This is a genomic window from Robbsia andropogonis, assembly GCF_000970345.1.
Classification (GTDB): domain Bacteria; phylum Pseudomonadota; class Gammaproteobacteria; order Burkholderiales; family Burkholderiaceae; genus Robbsia; species Robbsia andropogonis.
Window position 1 is genome coordinate 1 of record NZ_LAQU01000247.1, and the last position, 505, is coordinate 505.

At 61.6% G+C, this 505-nt stretch carries 1 protein-coding gene; it reads right to left on the reverse strand.

Annotation, left to right across the window (positions count from 1 at the left end; all coding sequences use genetic code 11):
• A partial coding sequence (locus WM40_RS27365; protein ID WP_236693741.1) for an IS66 family transposase zinc-finger binding domain-containing protein occupies window positions 1-476 on the reverse strand: 476 nt, incomplete at its 3' end.
• Window positions 477-505 lie beyond the last annotated feature (29 nt).

Consider the following 505-nt stretch of genomic DNA (forward strand, 5'->3'; position numbering starts at 1 on the left):
ATCAGCGTCTCGCACTTCGCACACGCCCACTTGCCCCGGATGTGTCGCTCGACCGTGAACACGCCCGGCGTATAGTCCAGCTTCTCGCTGACATCCTCGCCAATGCGTTTGAGTTGGCAGCCGCACTGGCACAGCGTTGACTCGGGTTCGTGGTGTAAAACGACGCGCGGCAATGCTGCTGGGAGCGCCGCGCGACGCGGTTTGTTCGGCTCGGTCTCGCGCGGCGGCTGCCCGGACATGTGCGCGAGTTCGTGTTCGACGGCAATCAGGTCGGCATCGATTGCCTCGTCCAGCAAGCTACGCTGCTCGGGTGGCAACTTCTCGCTCTTGGCAGCGAACTGCAAACGCCGCAGTACCGCGATCTCGTGAGTGAGCTTCGCGTTGACGGCCTCTTTGTGACGCACATCCGATATCAACTGCACGGCCAGTGCACGCAGTTCTTCTGCGCTCATGGACTGGAGTTGTGTCGGATCGATCATAGGCGCTATTGTGCCAGGGCAAGAGG